This is a genomic window from Herbaspirillum sp. LeCh32-8, assembly GCF_017814915.1.
Taxonomy (GTDB): domain Bacteria; phylum Pseudomonadota; class Gammaproteobacteria; order Burkholderiales; family Burkholderiaceae_D; genus Herbaspirillum.
In genome coordinates, this window is record NZ_JAGIPZ010000017.1 from 17,424 (window position 1) to 41,224 (window position 23,801).

At 65.7% G+C, this 23,801-nt stretch carries 25 protein-coding genes; 23 read left to right on the forward strand and 2 right to left on the reverse strand.

The features are described from left to right. Window position 1 precedes the first annotated feature (1 nt). The 17 genes from J8I26_RS20925 (at window position 2) to J8I26_RS21005 (ending at window position 15,185) form a co-directional block, all read left to right on the forward strand. Window positions 2-901, forward strand: coding sequence for a MaoC/PaaZ C-terminal domain-containing protein (locus tag J8I26_RS20925; RefSeq protein WP_209609048.1), 900 nt, complete (start codon window positions 2-4; stop codon window positions 899-901). Between the two features lie 30 nt (window positions 902-931). Then, window positions 932-1,711 carry a citryl-CoA lyase gene (locus J8I26_RS20930; protein WP_209609049.1) on the forward strand — a complete coding sequence of 260 codons (780 nt, stop codon included), beginning with the start codon at window positions 932-934 and terminating at the stop codon, window positions 1,709-1,711. Window positions 1,712-1,726: 15 nt separating this feature from the next. Beyond that, on the forward strand, window positions 1,727-2,518 hold the full coding sequence (locus J8I26_RS20935) for an enoyl-CoA hydratase-related protein (protein ID WP_209609050.1): 792 nt from the start codon (window positions 1,727-1,729) through the stop codon (window positions 2,516-2,518). Window positions 2,519-2,640: 122 nt separating this feature from the next. Continuing rightward, window positions 2,641-3,783 carry an ABC transporter substrate-binding protein gene (locus tag J8I26_RS20940; protein WP_209609051.1) on the forward strand — a complete coding sequence of 381 codons (1,143 nt, stop codon included), beginning with the start codon at window positions 2,641-2,643 and terminating at the stop codon, window positions 3,781-3,783. A gap of 57 nt (window positions 3,784-3,840) precedes the next feature. After that, entirely contained in the window at window positions 3,841-4,713 is an 873-nt protein-coding gene (locus tag J8I26_RS20945; protein ID WP_209609052.1) for a branched-chain amino acid ABC transporter permease, read from the forward strand. Window positions 4,714-4,726: 13 nt separating this feature from the next. Beyond that, window positions 4,727-5,623 carry a branched-chain amino acid ABC transporter permease gene (locus J8I26_RS20950; RefSeq protein ID WP_209609053.1) on the forward strand — a complete coding sequence of 299 codons (897 nt, stop codon included), beginning with the start codon at window positions 4,727-4,729 and terminating at the stop codon, window positions 5,621-5,623. Continuing rightward, the gene (locus J8I26_RS20955) at window positions 5,620-6,423 is read left to right on the forward strand and encodes an ABC transporter ATP-binding protein (RefSeq protein ID WP_209609054.1); all 804 of its coding nucleotides are present in this window, start codon (window positions 5,620-5,622) and stop codon (window positions 6,421-6,423) included. Before J8I26_RS20950 ends, J8I26_RS20955 begins: the two co-directional genes overlap by 4 nt. Then, a complete protein-coding gene (locus J8I26_RS20960) occupies window positions 6,420-7,157 on the forward strand; it encodes an ABC transporter ATP-binding protein (protein ID WP_209609055.1) in 738 nt (245 codons plus the stop codon). Before J8I26_RS20955 ends, J8I26_RS20960 begins: the two co-directional genes overlap by 4 nt. A gap of 1 nt (window position 7,158) precedes the next feature. Further along, window positions 7,159-8,778 (forward strand): AMP-binding protein, encoded by a 1,620-nt coding sequence (locus tag J8I26_RS20965; RefSeq protein ID WP_209609056.1) that lies wholly within the window; start codon window positions 7,159-7,161, stop codon window positions 8,776-8,778. A 14-nt stretch (window positions 8,779-8,792) separates the two neighbouring features. Then, window positions 8,793-9,284, forward strand: coding sequence for a MaoC/PaaZ C-terminal domain-containing protein (locus J8I26_RS20970; protein WP_209609057.1), 492 nt, complete (start codon window positions 8,793-8,795; stop codon window positions 9,282-9,284). Beyond that, entirely contained in the window at window positions 9,281-10,033 is a 753-nt protein-coding gene (locus J8I26_RS20975; protein WP_209609058.1) for an enoyl-CoA hydratase/isomerase family protein, read from the forward strand. The genes J8I26_RS20970 and J8I26_RS20975 overlap by 4 nt, the downstream gene beginning before the upstream one ends. A gap of 10 nt (window positions 10,034-10,043) precedes the next feature. Next, window positions 10,044-11,012 carry a nitronate monooxygenase family protein gene (locus J8I26_RS20980; protein WP_209609059.1) on the forward strand — a complete coding sequence of 323 codons (969 nt, stop codon included), beginning with the start codon at window positions 10,044-10,046 and terminating at the stop codon, window positions 11,010-11,012. Between the two features lie 375 nt (window positions 11,013-11,387). After that, on the forward strand, window positions 11,388-12,152 hold the full coding sequence (locus J8I26_RS20985) for a GntR family transcriptional regulator (RefSeq protein ID WP_209609060.1): 765 nt from the start codon (window positions 11,388-11,390) through the stop codon (window positions 12,150-12,152). Between the two features lie 38 nt (window positions 12,153-12,190). Continuing rightward, window positions 12,191-12,973: a transporter substrate-binding domain-containing protein gene (locus J8I26_RS20990; protein ID WP_209609061.1), complete on the forward strand. Its 783-nt coding sequence runs from the start codon at window positions 12,191-12,193 to the stop codon at window positions 12,971-12,973. Between the two features lie 172 nt (window positions 12,974-13,145). Continuing rightward, complete coding sequence (locus J8I26_RS20995; RefSeq protein WP_209609062.1) at window positions 13,146-13,817, forward strand: amino acid ABC transporter permease; 672 nt, start codon at window positions 13,146-13,148, stop codon at window positions 13,815-13,817. Next, on the forward strand, window positions 13,814-14,470 hold the full coding sequence (locus J8I26_RS21000) for an amino acid ABC transporter permease (protein ID WP_209609063.1): 657 nt from the start codon (window positions 13,814-13,816) through the stop codon (window positions 14,468-14,470). The genes J8I26_RS20995 and J8I26_RS21000 overlap by 4 nt, the downstream gene beginning before the upstream one ends. After that, complete coding sequence (locus J8I26_RS21005; RefSeq protein WP_209609064.1) at window positions 14,451-15,185, forward strand: amino acid ABC transporter ATP-binding protein; 735 nt, start codon at window positions 14,451-14,453, stop codon at window positions 15,183-15,185. The genes J8I26_RS21000 and J8I26_RS21005 overlap by 20 nt, the downstream gene beginning before the upstream one ends. Before the next feature lie 92 nt (window positions 15,186-15,277). Here the strand turns inward: J8I26_RS21005 and J8I26_RS21010 are convergent, their stop codons facing one another. After that, window positions 15,278-15,823 (reverse strand): hypothetical protein, encoded by a 546-nt coding sequence (locus J8I26_RS21010; RefSeq protein ID WP_209609065.1) that lies wholly within the window; start codon window positions 15,821-15,823, stop codon window positions 15,278-15,280. A gap of 286 nt (window positions 15,824-16,109) precedes the next feature. On the opposite strand from J8I26_RS21010, the gene J8I26_RS21015 reads away from it, so the two are divergent. The 6 genes from J8I26_RS21015 to puuE all read left to right on the forward strand — a co-directional run bounded on the left by J8I26_RS21015 (window position 16,110) and on the right by puuE (window position 21,801). Then, entirely contained in the window at window positions 16,110-17,168 is a 1,059-nt protein-coding gene (locus J8I26_RS21015; protein WP_209609066.1) for an adenosine deaminase, read from the forward strand. 227 nt (window positions 17,169-17,395) lie between these two features. Continuing rightward, window positions 17,396-17,725, forward strand: coding sequence for a hypothetical protein (locus J8I26_RS21020; protein WP_209609067.1), 330 nt, complete (start codon window positions 17,396-17,398; stop codon window positions 17,723-17,725). Window positions 17,726-17,730: 5 nt separating this feature from the next. Continuing rightward, a complete protein-coding gene (locus tag J8I26_RS21025; protein WP_209609068.1) occupies window positions 17,731-18,453 on the forward strand; it encodes a GntR family transcriptional regulator in 723 nt (240 codons plus the stop codon). 166 nt (window positions 18,454-18,619) lie between these two features. After that, on the forward strand, window positions 18,620-20,065 hold the full coding sequence (locus J8I26_RS21030) for an NCS1 family nucleobase:cation symporter-1 (protein ID WP_209609069.1): 1,446 nt from the start codon (window positions 18,620-18,622) through the stop codon (window positions 20,063-20,065). Between the two features lie 3 nt (window positions 20,066-20,068). Then, entirely contained in the window at window positions 20,069-20,803 is a 735-nt protein-coding gene (locus J8I26_RS21035) for an aspartate/glutamate racemase family protein (RefSeq protein ID WP_209609070.1), read from the forward strand. A gap of 65 nt (window positions 20,804-20,868) precedes the next feature. After that, window positions 20,869-21,801 carry an allantoinase PuuE gene (gene puuE / locus J8I26_RS21040; protein ID WP_209609071.1) on the forward strand — a complete coding sequence of 311 codons (933 nt, stop codon included), beginning with the start codon at window positions 20,869-20,871 and terminating at the stop codon, window positions 21,799-21,801. 567 nt (window positions 21,802-22,368) lie between these two features. Here puuE and J8I26_RS21045 read toward each other — a convergent pair. Continuing rightward, window positions 22,369-23,658: a urate hydroxylase PuuD gene (locus J8I26_RS21045; RefSeq protein ID WP_209609072.1), complete on the reverse strand. Its 1,290-nt coding sequence runs from the start codon at window positions 23,656-23,658 to the stop codon at window positions 22,369-22,371. Between the last annotated feature and the right edge of the window lie 143 nt (window positions 23,659-23,801).

The following is a 23,801-nucleotide window of genomic DNA, read 5'->3' on the forward strand; positions in this document are numbered from 1 at the left end:
CATGGCCATCGATTACCACAAGCTGAAGAACTGGCGCTTCCCGCCGCTGCAGCACGCCTACGACGAAAAGGACAGCATGCTGTACGCGCTGGGCATCGGCGTGGGCGCGGCGGCCGCCAGCGATGACGGCGCCGGCGCGCTGCACTTCGTCTACGAACGGGATCTGCAGGCCATGCCCAGCATGGCGGTGATCCTGTGCCACCCCGGGTTGTGGATGGGTGCGCCGGAGGCCGGGGTGGATCTGTTGAAGGTGGTGCACGGCGAGCAGCGCCTGCGCCTGCACCGGCCGCTGCCGGTGGCAGGTATCGTCACCGGCGTGTCGCGCGTGAAGGCGGTAATCGACAAGGGGCGCGACAAGGGCGCACTGCTGATCGTCGAACGCGAATTGCGCGACGCCGCCGGCGAACTGCTGGCGACCGTCGAGCAAACCAGCTTCTGCCGCGGCGACGGCGGCTTTGCCGAACAGGGCCAGCCCAGCGACGACACGCCGCCGGCCATGCCGCCGGTGCCGCAGCGCGAGCCCGACCTGGTGTGCGAACTGCCCACGCGCGCCGAAGCCGCGCTGGTGTATCGCCTCTCTGCCGACCGCAACCCGCTGCACGCCGACCCCGAGACCGCGCGCCGCGCCGGCTTCCCCTCGCCCATCCTGCATGGGCTGGCGACCTACGGCGTGGCCTGTCACGCACTGGTGCGCAGCTGCTGCGACTACGACGCCTCGCGCCTGCGCGCGCTGGCCACGCGCTTCTCAGCGCCGGTGTATCCGGGCGAAACCATCCGCACCGAGATCTGGCGGGACGGCGAGCACATCCAGTTCCAGGCGCGCGCGATCGAACGCAATGTAGTGGTGCTCGCCAACGGCGCCGCCGAAATTACCGTCAACGCCGCTCAGGCCAGCGCCTGAAGCGCACCGAACCCAAACACGGAGACAGCCATGACCACCAAGACCGCGGAGATCCGCTCCGACATCGCCTTCAGCACTCCCGACCGCATTGTGGTGCGCGGCAAAAGCCTGCCCGACGAGATCCTGGGCAAGATGAACCTGGGCGACTTCGCCTACCTGCAACTGACCGGCAAGACCGCCACGCCCGAGCAGTCGCGCATGTTCAATGCGGTGCTGATCACGCTGGTCGAGCACGGCATCACCCCCAGCGCGATCGCCGCACGCATGACCTACGCCGGCGCGCCGGAGTCGCTGCAGGCGGCGGTGGCGGCCGGCCTGTGCGGCCTGGGCACGGTGTTCGTCGGCACCACCGAGGGGGCGGCGAAGATGCTGTACGAGGCCTTCGACGGTGCGGGAGACAATCCTGACCTGCACGCGCTGGCCATGAAGACCGTGGCCGCCTTCCGCGAACGCAAGCAGATCATCCCCGGCCTGGGCCATCCGGTGCACAAGCCGATTGACCCGCGCACGCCGCGCCTGTTCGCCATCGCCGCCGAGAACGGCATGGCGGGCAAATACGTGCAGCTGATCCAGCTGATCCAGCAGGAAGCCGAGCGCGCCTCCGGCAAGGTGCTGCCGATCAACGCCACCGGCGCGCTGGGCGCGATCTGCTGCGAGTTCGGTTTCCCATGGAAGATCGTGCGCGGCTTCGGCGTGATGGCGCGCGCCATCGGCCTGGTCGGCCATATTCTGGAGGAATCGGAAAATCCGATTTCCTACCAGCTGTGGCACGAGATCGAAGACCGCGCCAGCGCCCACCTGCGCGGCTGAACGGGGAACGACGACATGCACCAGCCCCACGTCCTGTGCACCTTCGCCGACGGCGTCGCCACCATCACGCTGAACCGGCCGGATCGGCTGAACAGCCTGAACGACGGCATGCACGACACCATAGCGGCCTTCCTCGAACGCATCGAGCATGACCCGGCGCTGCGCGTGCTGGTGCTCACCGCCACCGGCCGCGCCTTCTGCGCCGGCCAGGACCAGAGCGATCGCAAGCCGTTGCCGGATGGCCAGAAACGCGACATGGGCGCGGCGCTGGAACGTTACTACAAGCCGTTGGTGCTGCGCCTGCGCGCGCTGCCGGCGCCGGTGGTGTGCGCCATGAACGGCCTGGCCGTGGGGGTGGGCGCGACGCTGGTGCTGGCCTGCGACATCGTGATCGCCAAGCAGTCCGCCTACTTCGTGCAGGGCTTCACCAAACTGGGCCTGATGCCCGACGGCGGCGCCTCGCAGTTCCTGCCGCAGCGCATCGGCACGGCGCGCGCGCTGGCGCTGTGCATGCTCAACGACAAGCTGCCGGCGCAACAGGCGGCCGACTGGGGCCTGATCTGGCGCTGCGTGCCGGACGACGAATTCGATGCCGCCGGCGCCGCTTTGGTGGCGCAACTGGCGAGCTCGGCCACGCGCGCGCTGGCGCTGACCAAGCAGGCCATCTATGCCGCCCCAAACAACACGCTGGGCCAGCAGCTGGATCTGGAAACCACCTCCCAGCGCGCGCTGGGTTACACCGACGATTACCAGGAAGGCGCAGCCGCCTTCCGCGACAAGCGTAGCGCCGTCTTCAAGGGACGTTGAAGCGATCGCAGCGATTGCACGCACAGCAAGCACAAGCAGGAAGGGATCGCCGGCGCCATTGCCGGCAACGAGAATAAATGGCCGCCGCAAGCACGGCGCACCGACCACAACAGGAGATGAAGATGATCAAGTTGAGCAAGGCTTTCAAGATCGGCGTGCTGGCCTGCGCCATGGCGGCTTCGGTCGCAGCATCCGCCGGCGCCCACGCGGCCGACGTCACCATCGGCGCGCTGTTCCCGCTGTCCGGCCCGAACGCCTCGTACGGCGACATCTTCGGCTCCGGCGCCAACCTGGCGGCCGAGCACATCAACGCCGACAATCTTTTGGGCGGCAAGCTCTCGATCCAGTACGAAGACAGCCAGGCGCTGCCGCAGGCCGGCGTGATCGGCATGAACAAGCTGGTCAACGTGCAGAAGGTGCCGTATGTGCTGTCGGCCTTCACCGGCGTGTCCAAGGCGATCTCCACCATCGCCACCCGCACGAAGACGGTGGCGGTCAACGGCGGCGGCGTCGGCCCCGACCTGGCCGAGCTGGGCCAGTACTTCTGGAACATCATCCCGCTGGCCAACTATGAAGTGCGCGCGATCATTCCCTACCTGGTGGGCGAGCGCAAGATGAAGAACGTGGTGCTGGTCTACGTCGACGACCCGCTCGGCCAGGCCATCAAGAAGGAGCTGGAAAGCGCGCTGCCGCCGGCCGGCGGCAAGCTGCTCGAGGCGCTGTCGGTGCCGGCCACCGCCCAGCAATTCGGCGGCATCGCCGCGCGCGTGCGCTCGGCCAACCCGGATGTGATCTACGTCGCCTCCTACGGCTCGCAGCAGTCGCAGATCGTCAAGCAGTTCCGCGACAACGGCATCAAGCAGCCCTTCGCCAGCTACACCGCGTTCTCGATTCCGGAAATCAACGCCCAGCCTGAAGCCGTCGGCTCGATGTACACCTCGCAGAACATCGACTGGAACTCGCAGGATCCGGTAACCAAGCGCTTCGTGGACGATTACAAGAAGAAGTACAACAAGATGCCCACCGCCTACATCGCCAACTACTACAACGCGGTGCGCATGTTCGGCCTGCTGGCGCAGCAGCTGATCAAGAAGGGCCAGCCCATCACCGGCGACAACCTGTTGAAGCAACGCATCGAGACCAAGACCTTCGACCTGGTGGGCGGCAAGGTGAGCTTTGCCGAGAACGGCACCGTGACCATGCCGATGCAGATCAACGAGATCGACGGCAAGGGCGGCAAGGTGCTGAGCACCTCGGCCAAGTAAGCAATCTGACTGGAGTCGCCGGCGCCGCCGCCCGCGACGCCAATCGAGGAAAACGACATGTTGCTGCTACAGCTATTGATCAACGGAGTGCAGGTGGGCGCGCTGTACGCGCTGATCGCGGTCGGCTTTTCGCTGATCTTCGGCTCCACCCGCATCTTCCACTTCGCCCACGGCTCGGCCTTTACCATCGCGGCCTACGTGTTCTATGACCTGCTGGCCATCGCCCAGCTGCACTGGACCGTCGCCGTGCTGGGCGCGGCGGCCGCGGCCATCCTGTTCGGGCTGGCGCTGAACCGCTTTGTCTACATCCCGATCCAGAAGCACGAGGGCTCCTTCTTCACCGTCTTCGTGGCCTCCTTCGGCGTGGGCATCATCGTGCAGAACCTGTGCGGCATGTTCTTCGGCCGCAGCTTCGTGGCGGTCAGCACGCCGCTCTCGCGCAGCATCGAGCTGGTGCCGGGCTTGTACGTGTCGCCGCTGGCGGGCATCGCCATTGCCATCGCGGTGATCTTCTTCTTCGCGCTGCAACTGTTCCTGATGCGCACCCACACCGGCATGGCCATGCGCGCGCTGTCGGAAAACCCCGAGCTGGTGCGCGCCTACGGCCTGTCGCCGCGCCGCCTGTCGATGACGGTGTTCGCGCTGGGCTCGCTGCTGGCGGTGCCGGCGGCGGTGCTGTCGGCGGCAGGCTCGGGCCTGAACCCGGCTATCGGCCACCACGTGATGCTGATCAGCCTGGCCGCCACCATCGTCGGCGGCGTCGGCAGCCTGCGCGGCGCGGCCTGCGCCGGCCTGCTGCTGGGCCTGGCCGAGAACCTGGCGCTGGCCTACTTCGAGCCGCAGTGGAGCGAGGCGATCACCTTCATCGTGCTGTTCCTGTTCATCCTGTTCCGCCCGTCCGGCTTCTTCGGCCGCGCGGTCGCCCATTGAGGCTTACCCGACCATGCTCGCCTATCTTCTCAATCTCGCCACGCTGATGTGCATCAATGCGGTGCTGGCGATCACGCTGAACTTCATCATGGGTTATGCCGGGATCTTCTCGATCGCGCATGCCATCTTCTTCGGCGTCGGCGCCTATGGCGCGGCCTGGTTCGCCATGCACGCCAGCGCCAACATCTTCGTGGTGATCCCGGTGGCGATGGTGGTGGCGGGCGCCTTGTCGCTGGTGCTGGCGTTGCCGGCGCTGCGGGTGCGCGGCGAATACTTCGTGGCCGCCTCGCTGGGCCTGCAGGTGCTGGGCGTGACCGTGTTCTCGGAGTGGAAGTCGGTCACCGGCGGACTGGGCGGCATGATCGGCATCCCGCCGGCCGACCTGTTCGGCTACGCCGTGACCGACCCGGTGCAGTTCCTGCTGCTGGCGCTGTGCTGCCTGATCCCGGTGCTGCTGGTGACGAGCGTGCTGCTGCGCTCTTCCTTCGGCCGCAACCTGAAGGCCATCCGCGACAGCGAGACCGCGGCCTACGCCTTCGGCAAGAACGTGGCGCTGATCAAGACCATGTCGGTGGTGATCTCGGCCATGCTGGCGGCGGTGGCCGGCGCGCTGTACGCGTTCTACATGGGCTTCATCAACGTCGAGAGCTTCATGCTGGACACCTCGGTGCTGCTGATGGCCATGGTCATCATCGGCGGCACCGGCACGCTGCTGGGCCCGATCGTGGGCACCGTGCTGCTGATGCTGCTGCCGGGCGTGTTCAGCTACATGAGCTTCCTGCCGCAGACCGAGATCGGCTCGATCCAACAGATCGCCTATGGGTTGGCGATGGTGCTGCTGATGATCTTCCGTCCGGGCGGTATCGTCGGCTCCGGCAAACCCCGCGCCGCCAAGGAGAAGGCCGCATGAACGCCATCATCGAACGAGACAGCGCCCTGCAGCAGGCCGGCGCCGGGCAGGACGGCGAAGTGCTGCTGTCGATCCGCCACCTGAACATGAGCTTCGGCGGCCTGAAGGTGACCAACGATGTGTCGCTGGACCTGCGCGCCGGCATCGTCACCACGCTGGTCGGCCCCAACGGCGCCGGCAAGACTACGCTGTTCAACCAGATCACCGGCCACCTCGTACCCAACAGCGGCGAGATCCTCTGGCGCGGCAAGTCGCTGCTGGGCAAGAAGCATTTCCAGATCAGCCGCCTGGGCATCGCCCGCACCTTCCAGGACCTGCGCCTGTTCAATCACATGACGGTGGAAGAAAACGTGCTGACCGTGATGGAGCCGACCTCCTGGATCTGGCAGCCTGGCGGGCGCGCCGCGCGCAACGAACGCAGGCAAAAAGTGCAGGCCATCCTGCAGCGCACCGGCCTGGCGGCCAAGGCGCACACCCGCGCCATCGACCTGGCCTACGCCGAGCGCAAGTTCCTGAGCATGGCGCGCATCATGGCCGCCGATGCCAAGATCTGGCTGCTGGACGAGCCGGCCTCGGGCCTGGACCGCAGCTCGTACGAGCTCTTCCTCGACCTGCTGCGCAGCGAAGTCAAGAAAGGCGTGACGGTGTGCATCATCGAGCACAACCTGGACATCGTGGTCGGCATCTCGGACCGCATCGCCTTCCTCGACCAGGGCAAGCTGCTGGCCGACGGCCTGCCTGACGTGGTGCTGAAAGACCCGCACCTCGCAGCCATCTATTTCGGAGACCAGAACACATGACGGCGCAACCCAACCCAGAACCCCAGCCGCTGGTGCTGGAAACGCGCGGCCTGGTGGTCGGCTACGGCGGCCGCCCGGTGCTGCGCGACTTCAACTTCAACCTGCGTGCGGCCGAAGTGCTGTGCCTGATCGGCCACAACGGCGCGGGCAAGTCGACGCTTCTGAAAACCCTGTTCGGCCTGGTGCCGCGCCAGGACGGCCAGGTCCTGCTGGACGGGCGCGCGCTGGAGGCGGTCGAGCCGCGCCGCCTGAGCGCCGCCGGCGTCTCGCTGGTGCCGGAAGGGCGCGGCATCTTCCCCGGCCTGACGGTGGCCGAGACCATGAAGATGGGCCTGTGGGCGGCCGGCGTGCCGGCGGCCGAACGCGCCGACCGGCTGGAATGGGTGATGTCGGTGCTGCCGGCCCTGAAGCAGTTCTACGAGCGCCGCGCCGGCAACCTCTCCGGCGGCCAGCAGCAGATGGTGTCGATCGGGCGCGCGCTGCTGTCGCGCCCGCGCTGCCTGCTGATGGACGAGCCCTCGATCGGCCTGGCGCCCAAGCTGTTCCAGGATTTGCTGCAGCCGATCCGCCAGCTGCAGAAAGACACCGGCATGGCCATCCTGCTGGTGGAACAGAACGTGAAGGAAGCCCTGAAGATCTCGGATCGCGTGGTGGTGATGAAGTCCGGCGCCATCATCCGCGAAGCCCTGCCCGAAGAACTGAATGACAACGCGAAACTGATGGAGCTGTACTGACATGCCTTCCCCCCACACCGATCTGCTTCAGACCATGCCCGCGCTGCTGGCGCGCAACGTCGCCGAACGCGGCGACGCCGTCGCCTTCATCGACGGCGAGCGCGAGATCAGCTATCGCGAATTCGACCGCATGGCCGCCCGCACCGCTGGCTGGCTGCACGCACAAGGCGTCCGCCCCGGCGACCGGGTGGCGGTGTGGCTGGTCAACCGCATGGAATGGCTGGCGATGTACTTCGGCCTGGCCAAGGTCGGCGCAGCGATGATGACAGTCAACACGCGCTACCGTTCGCACGAGCTGGCCTACATCCTGGAACGTTCAGAAGCCTCGATGCTGGTGCTGCAGCTGAACTTTCGCAAGATCGACTTCCCCGCGGTGCTGCGCGACGTGCCGGCCGAGGCCGCGCGTGCATTGAAGAAGGTCGTAGTGGTGGATGCCGCCGGTTCTGCGTTGCCGCCGGAAGTGCTGGGCAAGCCGACGGTGGCCTTCGACCTGGCCGGTTTGCCGGATGCGCCGGTGGACGACGCTTCCACGCCGGAGTCCCACAGCATCCTCTTCACCACCTCCGGCACCACGTCCGGCCCCAAGCTGGTGCTGCACCCGCAGCGCACCGTCACCATCCACAGCCAGCGGGTGGCGCCGGCCTACGGCTTCACCGAGGAAGGCACACGGCTGCTGGCGGCGCTGCCGTTCGCCGGCGTGTTCGGCTTCAACGCGGCGATGGCGGCATTTGCGGCCGGCAAGCCGATCGTGGTGATGGACACCTTCGACGGCCCCGGCGCGGCGCAATTGATCAACCGGCATCGCGTCACGCACGTGTTCGGCAGCGACGAGATGTTTCGCCGCATCGTCGAAAACGGTCGCGGCGACCTGCCCTTCCCCAGCGCGCGCGTGTTCGGCTTCGCCTGCTTCCACCCGGGCATCGTGGAATACACCCAGGCGGCCTGGGCGCGCGGCATCCCGATGATCGGCCTGTACGGTTCATCGGAAGTGCAGGCGCTGTTTTCGCTGCAGCAGCGCGCGCTGCCGCTGGAAGAGCGCATCAAGGGCGGCGGCCTGCCGGCCAGCCACGGCATCGGCGCCGAGGTGCGCATCCGCGACGTCGACAGCGGCGAACTGGTGGAGGCGGGCCAGAGCGGCGCGCTGGAGATCCGCGCCGACACCAACTTCATCGGCTATCTCAACAATCCCGAGGCGACCGCCAAGGCGATCGATGCCGACGGCTTCTTCCGCACCGGCGATGTCGGCTACCTGCGCGAGGACGGCAGCTTCGTCTACGTCACGCGCCAGGGCGACGCCATGCGCCTGGGCGGCTATCTGGTGAGTCCGGTGGAAATCGAAGACGTCATCAAGACCGTGCCCGGCGTGGCCGACGTGCAGGTGGTGTCGGTCGACATCGCCAGCCAGGCGCGGCCGGTGGCTTTCGTCATCGCCGAGCCGGGGCAACGCCCGACCGAGCAGGACATGGTGCGCGCGGCCGGCGCTGCGCTGGCCGCCTTCAAGGTGCCGGCGCATGTCTGGCTGGTGGACGAGTTCCCGACCACCCAGAGTTCCAACGGCACCAAGATCCAGCGCGTGAAGCTGCGCGACATGGCCATGCAACGGCTGGCGCAAGCCGCCTGAACGGGAGCGAGACAATGACGTCGTACTACCTGGAAGACTTCAAACCCGGCCAGCGCTTCACCAGCAGCGGGCGCACCATCACCGAGGCGGATCTGACGATGTTCTCGATGATCTCCGGCGACTGGAACCCGATCCACGCCGACGCCGAGTTCGCGCGCGCCACGCGCTACGGCCAGCGCCTGGTGCACGGCACACTGGGCATCGCCATCTGTACCGGCATGCTGCACCAGATCGGCATCTTCGAGAAATCGGTGATTGCCATGCTGGGCCTGCGCGAATGGAACTTCAAGAAACCCATCCTGGTGGGCGACACGGTGCATCTGGAGCTGGAGATCCTCGCCGTCGAGCCGGGCAAGAGCGGGCGCAGCGGCAAGCTGGGACGACGTTTTCGCCTGCTCAATCAGCATGGCGAAGTCACGCAGGAAGGCGACAGCGACGTGCTGGTGCTGACCCACGAAGGCGCGCGCCAGCAGCAGGCGGAGCAGATCCAAGGCGGCGCCGCATGAGCGCGCTGGTGCTGCGGGAAGACCGCGACGGCCTGGCCGTGCTGACGCTGAACCGGCCCGAAAAGATGAACGCGCTGACGGTGCAGATGTTCCTCGAGCTGCACGAACACGTGGCGGCGCTGGAGCAGCAGACCGACACCATCGGCGCGGTGCTGCTGCGCGGCGCCGGGCGCTGCTTCTCGGCCGGCAACGACCTGCACGACATCGCCGCCGGCCAGCCGCTGCCGCCTCAGTTTCCTACCTTGCATCTGCAGGCGCGCACCATCGACCGCCTGGCCAGACTGCCCCAGCCGGTGATCACCGCCGTGCACGGGCATTGCTACACCGGCGCGCTGGAGCTGGCGCTGGCCGGCGACATCATCGTCGCCGCGCAGTCCGCAAAGTTTGCCGACACCCATGCCAAGTGGGCGCTCACGCCGCTGTGGGGCATGAGCCAGCGCCTGCCGCGCCGGGTCGGCCAGGCGCGCGCCAAAGAAATCATGCTGCTGGGCCGGACCTACACAGGCGCACAGGCGGCCGGGATCGGACTGGCCAATTTCTGCTACGCCGATACCGAGTTCGACGTCCAGGTGGACGCGCTGGCGCGCGAACTGCTGGCCGGTTCCTGGTTCTCGCACCGCGCCAACAAGCGCCTGCTGCAGGAGACCGACGGCCTGTCGCTGGAGGCGGGCCTGGCGCATGAAGTGTTTCGCAATGCCGGCAAGGGGCCGGACATGCAGCAACGCATTGCCGCCTTCGGCAAGAAATGAGAGACGCGCCATGACCGAGCTGCTGCTGCCCTCCCCTGCCGCCCTGCCGGGCCGACTGCGCCTGCCGGTGATCGGCTCGCCGATGTTCCTGGTATCCAACCCGGCGCTGGTGATCGCCCAGTGCTGCGCCGGCGTGGTCGGCTCCTTCCCCGCGCTCAACGCGCGTCCGCAGGAAGAGCTGGACGCGTGGCTGACGCAGATCGACAAGGCGCTTGGCGCGCACAAGCGCATGAATCCGCAGGCCGTGGTCGCGCCCTATGCGGTGAACCTGATCGTGCACCAGTCCAACCACCGGCTGCAGGATGACCTCGCCAGTTGCGTGCGCCATCGGGTGCCGATCGTGATCACCTCCTTGCATGCGCCGGACCAGGTGGTAGAGAAGGTCCGCGCCTACGGCGGCATCGTGCTGCACGACGTCACCACGCTGCGCCACGCGAAGAAGGCCATCGGCGCCGGCGTGGACGGCCTGATCCTGGTCTGCGCCGGGGCCGGCGGCCATGCCGGCGCGCTGTCGCCGTTCGCGCTGGCCGCGGAAGTGCGCGCCATCTTCGACGGCCTGCTGGTGCTGGCCGGCGCCATCAGCCACGGCCAGGGCATCCTGGCGGCGCAGGCGCTGGGCTGCGACCTGGCCTACATGGGCACGCGCTTCATCGCCTCGGAAGAATCCTCGGCGGCCGCGCTGCACAAGCAGATGATCGTCGAGGGCAGCGCCGACGACATCTTGTATACGGCCCATTTCTCGGGCGTGCCCGGCAATTACCTCAAACCCAGCATCCGCAACGCCGGGCTCGATCCCGACCACCTGCAACAGGAAGACAAATCCGCCGTCGACTTCGGCAAACCCAAGCGCTGGAAAGATATCTGGGGCAGCGGCCAGGGCATCGGCACCATCGCCGGCGTGTTGCCGGCAGCGGCCATCGTCGAGCAACTGAGCCGGGAATACCGGCTGGCATCGCAACGGCTGGGGATCCCGGGATAAAAAAAGCCGCCCGCCCGGCCACGCATTCCGCGGATTTGAGGTGAGCAGGCCATAACACTTTTCAGCCTGCGGGAAATGCGGAATCGACACAAGTCGCGCGGTACCCACAATACCTTTCATCTATAGAAGCACTGCACAAAGACGGTGCGGGCGAGCTTCACCGTGCGCGCACCAGAACGCGCCGTTTTTTGCCCCGTTTCCTGCTGAATGTTTGTTGCGCCGCAACTTTCCCCAAGCCAATCATTGTGCGGCCGCACATGACATGAGCGCCTGAAAACCCTTGCCACACAAGGCTCTGGCCGAGAATAATCGTCGTGCAGTTTTGTATGCCAATCTTGTATATCAGCGTGGCACGCAACTTGCTGATGAGTGGTCATGGGCACAAATCCTTCCGTCAAATCGTCGTCTCAAATCGCGATCCGCGTCACCGAGGCAATCCTGGCCAAGCAATTGGCCCCGGGAACCCGCCTTGGCGAGCAGCAATTGGCCGATCTGTTCGGCGTCTCGCGCACCCTGGTGCGTGAAGCGCTGACGCGGCTGATGGCGCGCGGCATCGTGACGGTCAGCGCCCGGCGCGGCTGGTTCGTGATCGAACCGACGCCCGAGGAGGCGCGCGAAGCCTTCGAGGCGCGCCGCGTGATCGAGCTTGGCCTGTTGCGCCAGGCCCGCATGCGACCGATCCCGGCCGAGGCGGTGCGTCAACTGCGCGAGCACATCGCTCGCGAAGAGGCGGCCATCGCCGGCGCCGACGTCGGTGCGCGCAGCTATCTGCTGGGCGACTTCCACGTCTGCCTGTGCGAATGCCTGGGCAATTCGCTGCTCTCGGAGACGCTGCGCGACCTCACGGCGCGCACGACGCTGACGGCGATGCTGCATCAGTCGTCGGAGCAGGCGGAGGATTCGTGTTCGGAACATGTGCAGATCGTCGAGGCGCTGGAACGCGGCGATCTGGAACAAGCGGAGCTGCTGATGCAGGGTCACCTGCAGCATGTGGAGTCCGGCCTGAACCAGGTGCGCAGCAGCGATCCGTTGGAACCGCTGCGGCAGGCACTTGCACCGGTATCGAGGACGACCGCCGTGAAGACGGCGGCCGTCACCGACATCATGTCTCACCGCAATCAACCAAAAAGGCCGCAGTAAAAGGGCCGCTCATCAACGTCGTCACAAGGGAAACTGCTATGAAACTGTCCAAACTCCTGATCGGCCTGATGGCCGGCGCCATGATGTTCTCCGCTGCGGCCGCCCGTGCCGATGCGCTGGACGATATCCAGAAGCACGGCACGCTGCGCGTGGCGGTGCCGGCCGACTTCCCGCCGTTCGGCTCGGTCGACTCCGACCTCAAGCCGCAGGGCTTCGACATCGACGTCGCCAACCTGATCGCCAAGAAGATGGGCGTGAAGGTCGAGCTGATCCCGGTGTCCAGCGCCAACCGCATTCCCTACCTGACCACCAAGAAGGTGGACCTGGTGATCTCCAGCATGGGCAAGAACGCCGAGCGTGAAAAGGTGATCGACTTCACTGCCGCCTATGCGCCCTTCTTCAACGGCGTGTTCGGCCCGGCCGACATGAGCGTCAAGAGCGCCGCCGACCTGGCCGGCAAGACCATCGCGGTGACCCGCGGCTCGGTGGAAGACCTGGAGCTGACCAAGATCATCCCGGCCAACGCCACCGTGAAGCGCTACGAAGACAACAACAGCACCATCAGCTCCTTCCTCTCGGGCCAGGTGCAACTGGTGGCCACCGGCAACGTGGTAGCTGCGGCCATCATCGCCAAGAATCCGCCCAAGAAGCCGGAGACCAAGTTCCTGATCAAGGACTCGCCGTGCTTCATCGGCCTGAACAAGGGTGAGAAGAAACTGCAGGACAAGGTCGACGCCATCCTGGCCGACGCCAAGAAGGACGGCAGCCTGAACGGCATCTCGCAGAAGTGGCTGGGCCTGCCGCTGCCGGCTGGCCTGTAATTTGCAAGAAGGATTTCAAGGGTAACAACGCATCGCCGGCGCGATTCCGCCTGGCGCCGGCGATGCGGGCAACAGCAGCAAGGCAGCAAGGGAGGCAGGCGGACAACCGGGGCGACGCGGCAGCAGTCAGGCGGCGACAATCCCAGCAACAAAAAGGCAGGGCAAACACGACATGGCCTATCAATTCGATTTCCTATCAACCTTCGAGTACAGCGACGTCATCGTCAAAGGCATCCAGACGACGATCGAACTGATCGCCATCGGCGGAGTGCTGGGCGTGGCGGTCGGCATCTTCGGCGCGTGGGCGCGCACGCAAGGGCCAGCCTGGCTCAAGCCCATCGTCAGCGGCTATATCGAGGTCATACGCAACACGCCCTTCCTGGTGCAGCTGTTCTTCATCTTCTTCGGCCTGCCCTCGCTCAATATCCATATCAGCGAAATCCAGGCCGCCATCCTGGCGATGGTGATCAACCTCGGCGCCTACAGCACCGAGATCATCCGCGCCGGCGTGCAGGCGGTGCCGCGCGGGCAGATCGAGGCGGCGGCCTCGCTGTCGATGTCGCGCATGCAGATCTTCCGCCACATCATCCTGCGCCCCGCGCTGCAGAAGATCTGGCCGGCGCTGTCCTCGCAGGTGGTGATCGTGATGCTGGGTTCGGCGGTGTGCTCGCAGATCGCGGTGGAAGAACTCTCCTTCGCCGCCAACTTCATCCAGGGCCGCAACTTCCGCGCCTTCGAGGCCTACATCGTGGCCACGCTGATTTACCTGGTGCTGGCCATCGTGCTGCGCCAGATCCTGCGCCTGATCGGCCAATACTTCATCACTGCCCGGAGGAGCGCATGATTTCATTCACTACCTGGGACATCGTCCGCAACCTGATGCTGGCGTGGCGCTGGACCATCCTCCTGACGCTGGTGACCTTCGTGCTGGGCGGCCTGCTGGGCCTGGTCATCCTGTTCATGCGCACCTCGCGCCAGGGCTGGCTGCGCCAGGTGGCGCGCCTATATATCGAACTGTTCCAGGGCACGCCGTTGCTGATGCAGCTGTTCCTGGTCTTCTTCGGCATCGCCCTGTTCGGCATCGAGGTGCCGGCATGGCTGGCGGCCGGCCTGGCGCTGATGTGCTGGAGCGCGTCCTACCTTGCCGAAATCTGGCGCGGTTGCGTGGAGGCGGTGCCCAAGGGGCAGTGGGAAGCATCGTCGGTGCTGGCCATGGGCTACTTCCAGCAGATGCGCTACATCGTGCTGCCGCAGGCGTTTCGCATCGCCATCGCGCCTACCGTGGGCTTCGGCGTGCAGATCATCAAATCCACCGCGGTGACGTCGATCATCGGCTTCGTCGAGCTCTCCAAGGCCGGCACCGTGATCACCAACGCCACCTTCCGCCCCTTCACGGTGTTCGCCATCGTGGGCGTCTTTTACTTCGTGCTTTGCTGGCCGCTGTCCAAGTACAGCCAGTCTTTAGAAAGGAAATACAATGCCGCTCATCGCCATTGATAACGTCAAGAAACGCTTCGGCGACAACGAAGTCCTGAAGGGCATCAGCCTGGACATCGAACCGGGTGAAGTGATCGCCATCATCGGCAAGAGCGGCTCGGGCAAGTCCACCCTCCTGCGCTGCATCAACGGCCTGGAGACCATCGACGAGGGCAACATCAGCGTGGCCGGCGCCAAGCTGGGCGTGACCGAGCTGGAGCTGCGCAACCTGCGCCTGAAGGTCGGCATGATCTTCCAGCAGTTCAACCTGTTCCCGCACCTGTCGGTGGGCCGCAACGTGATGATCGCGCCGATGATCGTCAAGGGCACCTCGGAAGCCGAGGCCGAGGCGATTGCCAAGGCCAACCTGGAAAAGGTCGGCCTGGGCCACAAGTTCGACGCCTTCCCCGACCAGCTCTCCGGCGGCCAGCAGCAGCGCGTGGCGATCGCCCGCGCGCTGTCGATGCAGCCGCAGGCGCTGCTGTGCGACGAGATCACCTCGGCGCTGGATCCGGAACTGGTCAACGAAGTGCTGGCCGTGGTGCGCGGCCTGGCCAAGGAAGGCATGACGCTGGTAATGGTGACGCACGAAATGCGCTTCGCGCGCGAAGTGTGCAACCGCCTGGTGTTCATGCACCAGGGCAAGGTGCACGAGATCGGCCCGCCGGAAGAAGTCTTCACCAACCCGAAGACCCCGGAGCTGCAGCAGTTCATCGGCATGACGCAGGGCGCCTGATCCTGCGATGCCGCCTGATGGGCGGGCATGAAAAAAGCCGGAAGCGCATCGCGTTTCCGGCTTTTATTTTTTGCGGCTGGCGCCTCAGGACGTCAGCGATCCAGCTGGCACACCTTGCGGTCGTTCTCGTAGAACACCACCGGGCCGGTGGTATAGCGCTCCTTGGGAATGGCCAGCATCAGGTAATCCTTGATGGTGTAGGAGGCGCCCGAAGCAGGCTCGCGGTAAAGGTAGTTCACTCGCAGCGTGTCATTGCGCAAGGTGACCGACAGCGGCGTGAACACGTGTGGTCGCTCGGCGGCGTCCGGGGCGCGCATCACGCGCGCCACCAGCAGGTATTGCTTGGTATCGAAGTGGGCGGAAGACGGGCCGTAGGGGCGCTTGTCGCCGGTGACGGGGGCCGGGTTCATCCATTGGTCCCAGTCCGCGCGGCTGCGGATCAGGGTGCAGAACACCGGTTGGCGCTTGTCGTCCCAATTCTTCAGGAAGCCCTGGTAGGCGCCGCTCACGATGGTCTTGAAGGGCACCACCGTCGGATCTTCCTTCTCCGTCCACGGCATCCAGGAACAGCCGGCCAAGCCGGCCACGACCGTCCCGCACATCAACAGCTGCAACGAACCCCACTTCGTCTTGCGCATGCATTTCCCCCAATGAAGGTTGGCATTTAAACACGTCTCCACATCCCCGGGAGCGATTTCACGGAATATTTACACCCCGATCCCGGCAGGCAAGAGCACCCGCCGCGGCTGGTGCTCAGAGTGCCGGCGCGGCATAAGGTTCATCGCGCAGGGGCGCGGACTTGGGTCGGGTATGCGATTTGCGTGATAATGCGGTGTCCGGGAGGCGGCTATGCTTGCCGCCAGGCGCATGTCCAGCATGTTTCGCCCATCCCTCGTTCTCGCCATTTTTGAAGGTCAGTCAGCCATGAACTCAGTAGTTACATCCCCCTCCGCCTCGGGCGCCGCCCTCGACGGTTTCATCGCCGGCATGCCCAAGACCGAGTTGCACCTGCACATCGAAGGCACGCTGGAGCCCGAACTGATGTTCGCGCTGGCCCAGCGCAACCAGGTCCAGCTGCCCTATGCCTCGGTCGAAGACCTGCGCGCGGCCTACAACTTCAGCGACCTGCAGTCCTTCCTCGACCTGTACTACGCCGGCGCCAACGTGCTGCGCACCGAGCAGGACTTCTACGACATGACCGCGGCCTACATCGCGCGCGCCCAGGCCGACAATGTGCGCCATGCCGAGATCTTCTTCGATCCGCAGACCCATACGGAGCGCGGCATCCCCATCGCCACCGTGTTCGCGGGCATCGCCGGCGCGCTGCGCGACGCGCGCCGCCGCGACGGCTTCGGCAGCGCCATGATCATGTCCTTCCTGCGCCACCTGTCGGAGGAAGACGCCTTCGCCACGCTGGAGGCGGCGCTGCCGCTGCGCGACCAGTATGAAGACCTGTGGGTCGGCATCGGCCTGGACTCCTCCGAACGCGGCAACCCGCCGGAGAAGTTCGAGCGCGTCTACGCCCGCTGCCGCGAACTGGGCTTCCGCCTGGTGGCCCACGCCGGCGAAGAAGGCCCTGCGGCCTACGTGATCGGCGCGCTGGACCTGCTGCACGTGGAGCGCATCGACCACGGCGTGCGCAGCGAGGAAGACCCGGCCCTGATGCAGCGTCTGGCGCAGCAACGCACGCCGCTGACGGTGTGCCCGCTGTCCAACCTCAAGCTGTGCGTGGTCAAGGACATGGCCGAGCACAACATCGCGCGCCTGCTGGACGCCGGCCTGGCCGTCACCGTCAACTCCGACGACCCGGCCTACTTCGGCGGCTACATGACGGCCAACTACCACGCCATCTCGCGCTCGCTGGAGCTCTCGCGCGAGCAGGTGCTGCAACTGGCGCGCAACGGCATCGAGGCCTGTTTCCTGTCCGACGAAGACAAGGCCACGCTGATGCAGGAGCTGGAGCAATACGCCGGCACCCACTGACCCACCGAGTCTGTCGCACGCGGCAGCCAAGCGGTTCCAGAACGCCCGGCCATTGCGCCGGGCGTTTTGCTTTTGGCGACGGATTCTTTGCGTCGGATTGGCCACGGGCGCGGGCAAGCACGCTTTTTGCATCATGCAAGTCGGACGCGATTGGCGACCGGATGGCGCGACAGCGTCTCGCCGCTGCCCCGCCACGTCGCCCCGATATTGCAGCGTCATTGCCGAGCATGGACGACAGGATTGGCGACAATTTTTTGCATCGAACGAAGGATCAGGATATTGCAGCGCATGCAGCGCCCGGGCAGCACGCTCGCCGCAGGATAACCATGCCGGGCAAGGCTCTGCAGGTGAAGCGTTTGCCTCGTGGCGCAGCATCGAAACCTGGTCGGGAACGCCCCGAAGAGAGGCGCACAGCGTTCTTTTTGGTGCAGAATAGCCCCGTTTTGTTGCAAATCCTGATTTTAATTGTCGACGATTTGAAGGAACGTTGTCGATCGATCATGACAGGGCGCGCCCCCTCGGCATCCGCAGGAACAGGATTTTCATCGAGAGCATGAGCATCATGAACAAAGCCAGCAAACCCGGCCGATCGCCGGCCCCGCGCGAGCGCGATCCGGCGGTCGCCGTCGAAGAGCGCATGTATCAGGACATCTACGACGCCATCATGGAGCACCGGCTGCCGCCGCGTACCAAGCTGACCGAGCAGACGCTCTGCCAGATCTACGATACGGCGCGCCACACGGTGCGCAAGGTGCTCTCGCGCCTGGCCTCGGAGGGCATGGTCGACCTCGAGGCCAACCGCGGCGCCTTCATCGCCAGCCCCTCGCACGCCGAGGTGCGCGACATGTTCGAGCTGCGCAATATCCTCGAGCACGCCGTGCTGGAGAAGGTCGGCCGCGAAGCCGGCACGCGCCAGATTGCCGGCCTGCGCCGCATGGTCGAGGAAGAGCGCGAGTCCTACCTCACCGGCGACCGGCCGCGCTGGATCCGGCTGTCGGCGCAGTTCCACCTGGCGCTGGCCGAGCTGACCGGCAACGCCCTGCTGGTGGAAACGCTGCGCAAGCTGGTCTCGCGCACCACGCTGATGATCGCCAAGACCGAGGCGCCGGGCCACAACGCCTGCTCCTTCGACGAACACGAATCGGTGCTGGAAGCGCTGGAACAGGGCGACGTCGACGCCGCCCAGGAGCACATGGCACATCACTTGCATTTGTGCGAAGACCGGGTACGGCCGGATGCGGACGATCAGTTCGATCTGCGCGCCGTGCTGGGCAAGGGGCTATAAGCCGCCCCGGCATCAAGTATTACATCGAGCATCAGGCCACCGCGCGCAGGCGCGACTGAACACATGCCGCAGAGCATGGACAGGAAGGATCCGCTGAACCATTCCCGGCGCCCGCGCGCCGGGCGGGTTCGTTTCATCCATCATCCCCTCTGGACGGAGACCGGCAATGACCATCGACTCATCCCCCGCAACCGGTAATTACCTGTCCGGCGCCGACGACGCGCGCCTGACCAATGAAGACCTCGCGCCCCTCAAACACCAGACCTGGGGCTCCTACAACATCTTCGCCTTCTGGATGTCCGACGTGCACAGCGTGGGCGGCTACGTATTTGCCGGCAGCCTGTTCGCGCTGGGCCTGACCAGCTGGCAGGTGCTGATCTCGCTGCTGATCGGCATCACCATCGTCTACCTGTTGTGCAACCTGGTGGCGCGGCCCAGCCAGGCGCACGGCGTGCCGTATCCGGTGATGAGCCGACTGTCCTTCGGCGTGCTCGGCGCCAACGTACCGGCCATGATCCGCGGCCTGATCGCGGTGGCCTGGTACGGCATCCAGACCTACCTGGCCTCGGCCGCCTTCGTGGTGGTGGTGCTGAAGTTCTACCCGGAGCTCAAACCCTGGGCCGACGTCCACGTGCATTCCTTCGCCGGCCTCTCGGCGCTGGGCTGGGGCGGCTTCCTGCTGCTGTGGGTATTGCAGGCGCTGGTGTTCTGGAACGGCATGGAAACCATCAAGAAGTTCATCGACTTCGCCGGCCCGGCGGTCTACGTGGTGATGTTCGCGCTGGCCGGCTGGATGATCTGGAAGGCCGGCTGGCAGAACGTCGGCCTGAACCTGGGCGAGATCAAGTACAGCGGCTGGGCTGCGGTGTCGGTGATGATCACGGCGATCTCGCTGGTGGTGTCCTACTTCTCCGGGCCGATGCTCAACTTCGGCGACTTCTCGCGCTACTGTCACAGCTTCAAGGATGTGAAGCGCGGCAACTTCTGGGGCCTGCCGGTCAACTTCCTGGCCTTCTCGCTGGTGACGGTGGTGACCACCTCGGCCACCATCGCGGTGTTCGGCGAGCTGATCACCGACCCGGTGGAGACCGTGGCGCGCATCGACAACACCACCGCCGCCGTGATCGGCGCGCTGACCTTCCTGATGGCCACCATCGGCATCAACATCGTGGCCAACTTCGTGTCGGCCGCATTCGACTTCTCCAACCTCTCGCCCAGCCGCATCAGCTGGCGCGCCGGCGGCATGATCGCGGCCACCGCCTCGATCTTCATCACGCCCTGGAACCTGTTCGGCAATCCCGAGGTGATCCACTACACGCTGGACGTGCTGGGCGGCTTCATCGGCCCGCTGTACGGCATCCTGCTGGCCGACTACTACCTGGTCAAGAAGCGCCAGGTCAGCGTCGCCGACCTGTACTCGATGGACCGGGGCGGACGCTACTGGTACACCAATGGCGTGAACCGCAACGCAGTCAAGGCGCTGGTGCTGGCCGCGGTGGTCTGCGTGGCCTGCGTGATGCTGCCGCAGCTGCGCGCGGCGGCGGACTTCTCCTGGTTCATCGGCGCCGCGCTGGGCGGGATGTTCTACCTGGTCTTCGCGCGCAAGGGGTAAGCCATGCGCATCAAGCTGATCAATCCCAACACCACCATGTCGATGACCGACGCCATGACCGCCTGCGCGCGCATGGTGGCCGCGCCCGGCACCGAGATCATCGGCGTCAGTCCGCAGATGGGGCCGGCCTCCATCGAGAGCCACTACGACGAGGCGCTGGCGGTGCCCGGCCTGCTGCAGGAGATCGAGCGCGGCGAGCGTGACGGCTACGACGCCTACGTCATCGCCTGCTTCGGCGACCCCGGCCTGTCGGCCGCGCGCGAGCTGGCGCGCGGGCCGGTGATCGGCATCGCCGAGGCGGCCATGCACATGGCTAGCCTGGTGGCGCCGTCGTTCTCGGTGGTGACCACGCTGGCGCGCACCGGCGGCATGGCCTGGCACCTGGCCGAACGCTACGGCATGCAGCGCTTTTGCCGCAACGTGCGCGCCTGCGAGATCGCAGTGCTGGAGCTGGAGAACCCGGCCTCGGACGCGCGCGCCCGCATCACCGACGAATGCCGGCGCGCGCTGACCGAGGATGGGGCCGAAGCCATCGTGCTCGGCTGCGCCGGCATGGCCGACCTGTGCGCGGCGATCGCGCGCGACATCGGCGCGCCGGTGATCGACGGCGTCACCGCCGCCGTCAAACTGGCCGAGTCGCTGGTGGCGCTGGGACTGGCCACCGCCAAGCGCGGCGAGCTGGCGCTGCCGCCGCCCAAGGCTTACCATGGCCTGCTGCGGGAGTTCGCACGATCATGATTCATCCGCCGGCGCGGCTGGCCTGCGCCGGGCATTTTCTTTTCATCGCAACCAGAATGAGCACCATGTCTTCGCAACAACACTACCCACGCGACCTCGCCGGCTACGGCCGCAACCCGCCGCACGCGCAATGGCCAGGCCAGGCGCGCGTGGCGCTGCAATTCGTCCTGAACTATGAGGAAGGCGGCGAGAACTGCGTGTTGCACGGCGACGCGGCATCCGAACAGTTCCTCTCCGAAATCGTCGGCGCGGCGGCCTACCCGGCGCGCCACATGTCGATGGAATCGATCTACGAATACGGCTCGCGCGCGGGCGTGTGGCGCATCCTGCGCGAGTTTGAAAAGCGCGGCCTGCCGCTGACGGTGTTCGGCGTGGCCATGGCCATGCAGCGCGCGCCGGAGGTCACCCGCGCCTTCATCGAGCTGGGCCACGAAATCGCCTGCCACGGCCTGCGCTGGATCCACTACCAAGGCATGGACATCGAAACCGAGCGCTCGCACATGCAACAGGCGGTGCAGATCTTCCGCGAACTCACCGGCAGCGCCCCGCTGGGCTGGTACACCGGCCGCGACTCCCCCAACACCCGGCAGCTGGTGGTGGAACACGGCGGCTTCGCCTACGACTCCGACTACTACGGCGACGACCTGCCGTTCTGGACCGAGGTGCAGACCGCCGGCGGCCAGACCAAGCCGCACCTGGTCGTGCCCTACACGCTGGACTCCAACGACATGCGCTTCGCCACGCCGCAAGGCTTCAACACCGGCGAGCACTTCTACCAGTACCTGAAGGACAGTTTCGACGTGCTGTACGAAGAAGGAGAAGACGCGCCCAAGATGCTCTCCATCGGCATGCACTGCCGCCTGCTCGGCCGCCCGGGACGCTTTCGCGCGCTGCAGCGCTTCCTCGACTATGTGCAGTCGCACGAGAAGGTATGGATCTGCCGGCGCATCGACATCGCCGAGCACTGGAAGAAGGTGCACCCGTATCAACCGCGCTGAACGACGCGCACGTGACAACGCCGGCTGACGCCGGCGTTTTTCTTTGCCTGGCGACTTTCGTGCGAGGCGCGACGAACGACGCTAGGCCCTTGCTTTCGCAGGGACGACGGATTACATGAGATAGCGAGCCGCCACATCGAGGCCGAAGGCGGGGAAGAAGCAGCGCGATGCCGCAGGCGAGGCGGATGGCATTTCCCCTTGTGGGCCAGCCGGCGGAGTGCGGTGAAAAATGGATCAGCAAGGCAACCGGAGCGCAGCGACTTTGCCTTGCCCATTTTTCAGCGCGCTGCGCCGGGAACCCCGCAGGGGCTGGCACTTAGGGGCCGCCTTCTTTTGCTTACTTTTCTTGGCGGAGCAAGAAAAGTGAGCGGCTGCCGGGCCGCCCCCGGCGCTCCGCTCCGACCGGAGAGAGCAAGCATCAAAGCCAGTACGCCCATAAGCAGCAAGACCAGACTACCCAACGCGCCTCAACAAGCACCAGTGAAGCACAACAAACGACGCTGGATCCCTGCTTTCGCAGTGACGACGGCTTAAACGAGATGAGGAGTCAGTCTTTCCAACTGCGGGTCAGTTGGTAGCAGCCCCCGCCTCAAACCACTTCCCAATAATCGCCCGCTCATCATCGGTAATGTTGGTCATATTCCCCAACGGCATCGTCTTCTGCAGCACCGCCTGCTGATAAATCTGCTGCGCATGCTGCGCGATATGCTCCTTGCTGTCCAGCAGCACGCCCTTGCCCGGCACCGGCATCAGGGTCGGCTTGGCCGCATGGCACTGGATGCAGCGCGCCTCGATCACCTGCTGCACCTGGGCAAACCCGCCGGTAGCCGCAGGTGCCTTGGCATCGTCGCCCGCAGACGCCACCGCAGCGGGAGCCGCCGCCGCGTCGGCAGGCTTGGCCTGCTCCTGGTGATGCACGGCCGCCGGCACGGGCTTGTCGCGCATCATCGGGCTCAAGCCAATCGCCACCGCCAGTAGCAGCGCTACCGCCACACCCGGATACCACCAGTTGTAAACGCCCTTGTGACGCAGCACGAAGAACTGGCGGATCAAGGCGCCCGCCGCCATGATCATCAGCAGCACCAGCCAGTTATGCGGCGCGCTGTAGGTCATGCTGTAGTGGTTGGAGAGCATGGCGAACAGCACCGGCAGCGTGAAATAGGTGTTGTGCACGCTACGCTGCTTGCCGCGTTTGCCGTGGATGGGGTCGGGCGCCTGGCCGGCGCGCATGGACGCGACCATCTTGCGCTGGCCGGGAATGATCCACACCAGCACGTTGGCGCTCATGATGGTGGCCAGCGAGGCCCCGCTGATGAGGAAGGCGGCGCGTCCGGAGAACAGATGGCAGGCGGCCCACACCGACACCACCACCTGCAGCCCAACCAACAGGTTGACCAGCCGGTCGGCGTTGGGACGGTCGCCGATATTGCTGCAGATGGCGTCGTAGATCAGCCAGTTGAAGACCAGGAAGGCGATCGCGGTGCCGCCGGCCATCGAGGCCGACATGTCGAACACGTTGCGGTCCACCAGGAACACGTTGGCATTGAACAGGTACAGCAACGAGAACAGCGCGAAGCCGGACAGCCAGGTGCTGTACGACTCCCAGTAGAACCAGTGCAGGTGCTCGGGCAACTGCCTGGGCGCCAGCAGGTATTTCTGCGGGTTGTAGAAACCGCCGCCGTGCACCGCCCACAGCTCGCCGCCGACGCCCTTTTCCTTCAGCTCGGGGTCGGTGGGCTGGACCAGGCTGTTGTCCAGCCAGACGAAGTAGAAGGATGAGCCGATCCAGGCGATCGCGGTGATCACGTGCAGCCAGCGCAGCAGCAGATTGAGCCAGTCGAAGATATAGGCTTCCATGGTCGGGTCGAGTCCTCTGTGTTGTTGTGTGGCGGTTCTAGCATAAATGGTGCCGGGTGGCGAGCGCGCGCGGCCGGATCGGCGTGCGGCCGCGTTTGTAAGCGATTCCAGCCATTTTTACTAGCGATTGGCCACAATATCGC

Excerpts from the sequence above, each read along its gene's own strand:
- J8I26_RS20925 (WP_209609048.1), top strand. The coding sequence starts at position 2 with ATGGCCATCGATTACCACAAGCTGAAGAACTGGCGCTTCCCGCCGCTG.
- J8I26_RS20930 (WP_209609049.1), top strand. The coding sequence starts at position 932 with ATGACCACCAAGACCGCGGAGATCCGCTCCGACATCGCCTTCAGCACT.
- J8I26_RS20935 (WP_209609050.1), top strand. The coding sequence starts at position 1,727 with ATGCACCAGCCCCACGTCCTGTGCACCTTCGCCGACGGCGTCGCCACC.
- J8I26_RS20940 (WP_209609051.1), top strand. The coding sequence starts at position 2,641 with ATGATCAAGTTGAGCAAGGCTTTCAAGATCGGCGTGCTGGCCTGCGCC.
- J8I26_RS20945 (WP_209609052.1), top strand. The coding sequence starts at position 3,841 with ATGTTGCTGCTACAGCTATTGATCAACGGAGTGCAGGTGGGCGCGCTG.
- J8I26_RS20950 (WP_209609053.1), top strand. The coding sequence starts at position 4,727 with ATGCTCGCCTATCTTCTCAATCTCGCCACGCTGATGTGCATCAATGCG.
- J8I26_RS20955 (WP_209609054.1), top strand. The coding sequence starts at position 5,620 with ATGAACGCCATCATCGAACGAGACAGCGCCCTGCAGCAGGCCGGCGCC.
- J8I26_RS20960 (WP_209609055.1), top strand. The coding sequence starts at position 6,420 with ATGACGGCGCAACCCAACCCAGAACCCCAGCCGCTGGTGCTGGAAACG.
- J8I26_RS20965 (WP_209609056.1), top strand. The coding sequence starts at position 7,159 with ATGCCTTCCCCCCACACCGATCTGCTTCAGACCATGCCCGCGCTGCTG.
- J8I26_RS20970 (WP_209609057.1), top strand. The coding sequence starts at position 8,793 with ATGACGTCGTACTACCTGGAAGACTTCAAACCCGGCCAGCGCTTCACC.
- J8I26_RS20975 (WP_209609058.1), top strand. The coding sequence starts at position 9,281 with ATGAGCGCGCTGGTGCTGCGGGAAGACCGCGACGGCCTGGCCGTGCTG.
- J8I26_RS20980 (WP_209609059.1), top strand. The coding sequence starts at position 10,044 with ATGACCGAGCTGCTGCTGCCCTCCCCTGCCGCCCTGCCGGGCCGACTG.
- J8I26_RS20985 (WP_209609060.1), top strand. The coding sequence starts at position 11,388 with ATGGGCACAAATCCTTCCGTCAAATCGTCGTCTCAAATCGCGATCCGC.
- J8I26_RS20990 (WP_209609061.1), top strand. The coding sequence starts at position 12,191 with ATGAAACTGTCCAAACTCCTGATCGGCCTGATGGCCGGCGCCATGATG.
- J8I26_RS20995 (WP_209609062.1), top strand. The coding sequence starts at position 13,146 with ATGGCCTATCAATTCGATTTCCTATCAACCTTCGAGTACAGCGACGTC.
- J8I26_RS21000 (WP_209609063.1), top strand. The coding sequence starts at position 13,814 with ATGATTTCATTCACTACCTGGGACATCGTCCGCAACCTGATGCTGGCG.
- J8I26_RS21005 (WP_209609064.1), top strand. The coding sequence starts at position 14,451 with ATGCCGCTCATCGCCATTGATAACGTCAAGAAACGCTTCGGCGACAAC.
- J8I26_RS21010 (WP_209609065.1), bottom strand. The coding sequence starts at position 15,823 with ATGCGCAAGACGAAGTGGGGTTCGTTGCAGCTGTTGATGTGCGGGACG.
- J8I26_RS21015 (WP_209609066.1), top strand. The coding sequence starts at position 16,110 with ATGAACTCAGTAGTTACATCCCCCTCCGCCTCGGGCGCCGCCCTCGAC.
- J8I26_RS21020 (WP_209609067.1), top strand. The coding sequence starts at position 17,396 with ATGGACGACAGGATTGGCGACAATTTTTTGCATCGAACGAAGGATCAG.
- J8I26_RS21025 (WP_209609068.1), top strand. The coding sequence starts at position 17,731 with ATGAACAAAGCCAGCAAACCCGGCCGATCGCCGGCCCCGCGCGAGCGC.
- J8I26_RS21030 (WP_209609069.1), top strand. The coding sequence starts at position 18,620 with ATGACCATCGACTCATCCCCCGCAACCGGTAATTACCTGTCCGGCGCC.
- J8I26_RS21035 (WP_209609070.1), top strand. The coding sequence starts at position 20,069 with ATGCGCATCAAGCTGATCAATCCCAACACCACCATGTCGATGACCGAC.
- puuE (WP_209609071.1), top strand. The coding sequence starts at position 20,869 with ATGTCTTCGCAACAACACTACCCACGCGACCTCGCCGGCTACGGCCGC.
- J8I26_RS21045 (WP_209609072.1), bottom strand. The coding sequence starts at position 23,658 with ATGGAAGCCTATATCTTCGACTGGCTCAATCTGCTGCTGCGCTGGCTG.